Origin of the sequence: Lamprobacter sp., assembly GCF_034860625.1 — a bacterium.
Lineage (GTDB): Bacteria > Pseudomonadota > Gammaproteobacteria > Chromatiales > Chromatiaceae > Lamprobacter.
The window spans coordinates 1-5,264 of record NZ_JAYESN010000217.1; the positions used below are offsets into that span (position 1 = coordinate 1).

General features: G+C 57.4%; 4 protein-coding genes. All 4 read right to left on the minus strand.

Annotated features, from left to right (window positions below):
- Positions 1-59: 59 nt before the first annotated feature.
- Positions 60-2,660 (minus strand): NACHT domain-containing protein, encoded by a 2,601-nt coding sequence (locus VBE63_RS24360; RefSeq protein WP_323685608.1) that lies wholly within the window; start codon positions 2,658-2,660, stop codon positions 60-62.
- 240 nt (positions 2,661-2,900) lie between these two features.
- Positions 2,901-3,086: a hypothetical protein gene (locus VBE63_RS24365; protein ID WP_323685609.1), complete on the minus strand. Its 186-nt coding sequence runs from the start codon at positions 3,084-3,086 to the stop codon at positions 2,901-2,903.
- A 33-nt stretch (positions 3,087-3,119) separates the two neighbouring features.
- Positions 3,120-4,487: a ThiF family adenylyltransferase gene (locus tag VBE63_RS24370; protein WP_323685610.1), complete on the minus strand. Its 1,368-nt coding sequence runs from the start codon at positions 4,485-4,487 to the stop codon at positions 3,120-3,122.
- A gap of 3 nt (positions 4,488-4,490) precedes the next feature.
- Positions 4,491-5,264: hypothetical protein (locus tag VBE63_RS24375; protein WP_323685611.1), on the minus strand; the 774-nt coding region annotated here is incomplete at its 5' end.

A 5,264-nucleotide genomic window follows, 5' to 3' on the forward strand; every position in this document is an offset into this window, starting at 1 on the left:
TAAGATTACTCTTTTTATTATTATGAGAAATGAAGAAAATCTAAAAATAAAATTACAATCTATTGTATTGAGGTACTTAGAAGTTGTAGCGAGTTTGCCTCATGGACAATTTTATGTTTTAAAATGTCGTCAATTTTGCTTTTACGTAATAAATCGTTACGGCGCAAATAAGATATTTGGGGTATTGTTAGGTCATGTAAATTGCAATCCGTGCTTGTTGTTTCAACGCATTGCAAAAAATTAGCATGTGTCGAGCTTAATGACGTTTTCCATAATTCATTGCCTTTGCATGCTAGAGGTAAAATATCCAACCACGGTTCTTCGCACTCAGTGATTAATTTACTGAGTCGTTCCAGTCTTCGTATGCCGTTTTTGTGTGTTAATCCAGCATACCAAAATGCTTGACTAGTCAGCATTTTGGATAATATAGTCGGAAGTGTGTGGACAGGAGGATAAAGCAAATCGCGGGCGATTCGCTCAGATTCAGCGGCACAAGAGTCACCATGAAGTGTGCGCAACACACCGGTAAGCCATGGATTGCCGTCATCGGGAATTGGTAACGAGGGTAATAGTTGTGTGTCACGTAGTGCAACAGAAACAAGCAGCGGCTCACGACACCATGCCTCTTCAATCAACAAAGCAGGCAGATCCGGAGAAAGTTCAAAAGCGTAGGCTAAAGGCATTTGCCAGTTTGACGAATCATCCCCTGGCACATCAGCAAGGGCATTGGGCTGGCGTATGAGAGCCTCGGCGGCTAGATATTCTTGAATGCTTTCATGACTAAAACTTAAGCTGTTCTGTTCTACATCGAACTGGAACAGCAAACCTTGGGCGACGCGTTCTAAAAAGGGTGCCGTATCATGAGCCAACAGAGGATGTAGAGTGCGCTCCGCCCAAGTGCGATCCATTTCAACGCGACCAATCTGACGCGCGGCCAGTGCCAGATTGGTTAAGGCTTCCAGCGTTCGGGAAAAACTCCAACGCAGGCGAGTTCCGGTTTCGAATTCTTTGCTCTCTTCGCGTTCATACCAGACCTCGAAGAAGCGCCGATAGAGCAGCGCCCGCCCTTGCGGCAGTTCGCCCTGACGGCGACTGACCGCAACAACGGTGCGCAACAGGTATGGGCTGCTCGCGATCAGTGTTCCGCCGGGTTGATTCTGAATCTGTTCGAGCAGTGCGCCGGCACGCGCGGCATCACCGCGCAAGTAGGCCGTCAAGAACCGTTGCTGCTGCTCGGCATCGAGCGGCCGCACGATGAAGGTTGGCAAGCGCAACTCGCAGCGATAGCTGAGATTGCGAGCGGTTATCAGGACGGGAAGATCGGTGTAAGTGTCGAGCAGCGCCTTGATGTCCTGGCAACAACGTTCCTGCAAATGACGCGGGCACTCGTTGACGGCGTCGAGGAGGAGTTCTAAACGGCCCGCCTGGATTAGCGCTTCCGTGATCGGCCAGGATTGGTGACATCGTCGTGCGATGAGCGCTTTCAAACCATCGTCGGTATAAAGCCGCAGCGGTACGAAGAGCGCGACAGTCGCGCCATCGTGGTAGGCTTCGGCGTGGTGCAATGCGAGGCGCAGTAGACAGGTGCTCTTGCCGGCACCCGGTTCGCCGAGCAGAATGGCTCGCGTTTCCTGGGCCAATAAATCGAAGACGCTTCCCTTCCGCAACGGGTTTTGTGTCGGTTCAGTGCCTTCGTCCTCAATGTCATCTTCATCGTCCGTACCCGGATCGTCGTTCTCCCAGGGATCATCGGAGGCGAACAGATCGCGCCATTCCTCGGCTTCCGGTACAAACTCGCGAGCATGGACGGGGACAGCGCCGGTGTCACGTTCCTCAAGATCCAGTGGCGTGAATAAGTCGCGCAAAAAGCGCCATTCCTTGACGAAGCCAACGCTATACGCTGACAGAGCTTGTTCAACGCCCTCATCAATCAAATTCGCTGGAGTCGCGGTCGTTTCGGTTGGGCGGGAGGCGAGAAATCTTTGCCAGAGTTGCGCATAGCGATCCCCGCGCAGTTGATTTTCGCGTGTGCGTTCGTAGTTGCGCTGCTCCTTGCGGCCATGAAGATCGCGCACCTGACCGACGGCACCGGGCACGCGCACGGGAATGAACCGCCGCTCTTGGTTGCGCAGTTCGTGCACTTCGAGCAACTCATCCTCAGGCATCGGGGTCACCAGGATCACCGCCAAAGGATGAGCGTGGTAGTCAGCATTAAGGATTTCAATCTGACTCGCCAGGCTGCCATCAAGGCGGATGGTACCGCTGCGTCCAGTCTTCCACTGACCGCCAGCGACGGCAGGTAGCAGGATATCGCGATTGAAGGCCTCGCGGCCTTTGGTGGTCAAGGTGCCTTTGGGGTCGCTGGCGGCCAGCCCAACCGGTTGCAGGTTGTCATCCAGGCCGAGTATCACCGCGCCGCCCGCCATATTGGCTAAAGCAACTGCAGCTTTGGCGACATGCCAATGGTAGTCGTCCGCTTTTTCTCCGTCCTTGAACTGCCCGCCCTCGGGATACAGTGCCGCCTTAAACTCCAGCCATTCGGTTTCTTGTCCCTCGGCCAGTTTCAGCAGGACCTTGATCCCACCCTGCGGATGGCCCAGGATGCGCTCAACCAGATCGCGCGCATTACGCACCTTGGGGTCATCTTGACTCGCCGACATCTCGCACCTGCTTGGTATCGCGGAGATTCAGCGCCTGAAGCGAGATCGTCCGCGAGTTGACATATCATCACCGCGAATTGAGCACGTTCTGCCGCTCGCATGGAGAAAGTGGCGAGCCTGTCAGACGAGGACGAGCGTGCGCGGATAAGCGTCTGAGGATAGCCGCTGCAGCCGGGTTCGGGCAACTTGGGGCGGAGAGGAGCGAGGGATCTGAACGGGTAGCGGTGGCTGAGGCGGCGGTTATGGGCGGTTCGGTGCGTTGTCGCCAAACCGCTCCGGCGGGTCTCGCCCCTCAACCAGATGCCGACGCAGATCCCGTTTGAGGTCCGCACGAGTCGGCTTGCTGCGGTGTGGTCCACCGCGCAGGCGAGGTAAGGCCTTGGCCACTGGATTGCGACGACGGAGTGGTGGATGGCTGGGGTTCATGATGCTCTCTCCCTTTGTCTCTCGTGACGGCGGTCAGCCACAGTGGAAGCAGGTCTTTGGCCGCTGCTCCACGCTGTCGTGGTCAGGATAGATGCAGGGACTTTGGTTGTTTTCGTAAACCAGGATCGGAGCCTGGGTCTGGCGGCCGGTGAATTGGTTCAGCAGGGTGTCGATGGCCAGGGTTGCGAGCATGGTGTTGAGCGTTTTCACCGCCGGTTCCTTGACGTCCTGGCCGCTGACGTAGCCCCGTTGCGAAAGGACGTCGCTGAGGCCAGGGATGGTTTCGGCGGCGATACGGGTTGGCGCGATGCGCCCCAGGCAATTCAGGCAGAGGCGATCGCCCCAGCGTGCCGTGATGACCTCGCCGCTCATGTCGGTGATGCGACCATCATCGACGCTGATATTGACGCCGGCGGAGATGAGCGGGATGCCAAAGCGCAGGGCAATCTCTTGGGCTTTGAAGCGACTGGCGTGATTGTCCGTCGCCAGCATGATCCAGTCGCAGTTGGCCAGCGCCGATAACAGCTCCGGCTCCTCGACGCCGTTGGCATGGGCGGTGATGCGGGCCTCGGGGTTGATGCGCAGCAGATGATCGCGCACGGCGTCGACCTTGAGCCGCTCCTGTTGTGCGTCCTGAAGGCTGGCCCCCACGATGCGGTTGAGGTTGGTGATCTCGATCCGGTCGTGGTCGATGAGGTGGAGCTGGTGGAAACCATTATGGATCAGGTGTTCGGCGATGATGGAGCCCAGACCGCCGACGCCAACCACGGCGATGGTCTGTTCATGAACAATCTGGCGCAGGACATCGAGGCCGAGTGCCAGCACGCTGCGGGCAAGAAAGCCCGTGTGCGGATGCATGGCCGCGTCGTCATGCTTTGACGTCTCGCGCACCTGATCGGCGTTGGGCCATTGCTCCAGGGCTGTCTGTGTGTCAACCCGCGCTGGGCGAGGTGTTGACCTATCCTCATGGCGTTCCCAGAGACGTGCCGCATAATCGGAACGGCTGAGCACAAGGCTTGCGTAATGCAGATCAAGGATCTCGGTGAGCCAATGGTGAAAAGCCCGTTCATCAGCATCGTCATGGGCGGAAAACTGAACACCGCCAGCGCAAAACGGATGGGTATGCACATCGATCAAGGTGTCGGCTTCCCCTTGTTTCTGCATGTCGACCAGGCGGTCGTAGATGTATTCGCGCCGCAGGCGCAGGTGGGCGAGGCTGCGACTCTCATAATCCTCGGGCATAGGGAAGTGGCTCGCGACGACGCGGATAATGGTCGTGTCGCCAGCGTCCTCGCGTTGACCAAACAACAGGCCGAAGGCCTCCCGGCTAGGGTCGGCCAGCAGACGCTGACGCAGGTGGGCAAATGCCCCTTGGGAAAAGCGGATGCGCGTCGATGTCATGTCTCAGTTCCCCAGCACTTCCTTGACCAGATGAAGATAGGTGTAGAGGTTGTCACCCTCGCGCCAGTTTCGCGCCGGTTTCCAGGCACCGTTGTGGATGTAAGTGCAATACCACTTCCAGCCGTTGCGAATCGGCTCTTCCCAGGCACCGTGCCCAACGCCATCGAAGAAATGCCCATCCGGCGAGCAGGGAATGTCTGCCATGAGGTAGAAGCCGATCGGCGGTAGGCCGGGGTACTCATTGGGGAAGGCGATCATCAATGGCGTGCGTTCAGCAATCCTGTGCCAACGCTCGGGCAGACGGAAGTTAGGCACGACCATCCAATGCGCATCGTCTTCATCGAAATCGACGCCCTGCTTGAACAGATGCTCGGCAACATCAATCACCTGCTCGGTGACGATGCGCTTGGACTGTGCGGAGCGTCGTCCGCCAAAGCCGTGTCCCTTGGAGCGGTCCGGCATGGTGGTGATCTTTGCGCCCCGGCCGTACTTGTCCACCAGTTCCCGAGGCTGATAGGTCTTGCCCCGCTGAATGGTTTCCACCCGCCCATTGGACTCCAGGATCGCCCTACGGCCCTGGCCCGGCCTAGCGTAGCCCGCCAATTCGCTGCCCTTGACACCACTGCCGATGCTGCGTGGGTCGATGCGTCTGCCGTTGATGATGGCCATGTTGCGTTCTCCTTCAGGCTGGTTGTGGGATCGAGATCGTTTAGCGGTTACTTGTACCAACGCGCGCCCTGATCGGATTTTTAGTCTTTCCAGGGTTGTTTTCTCTGG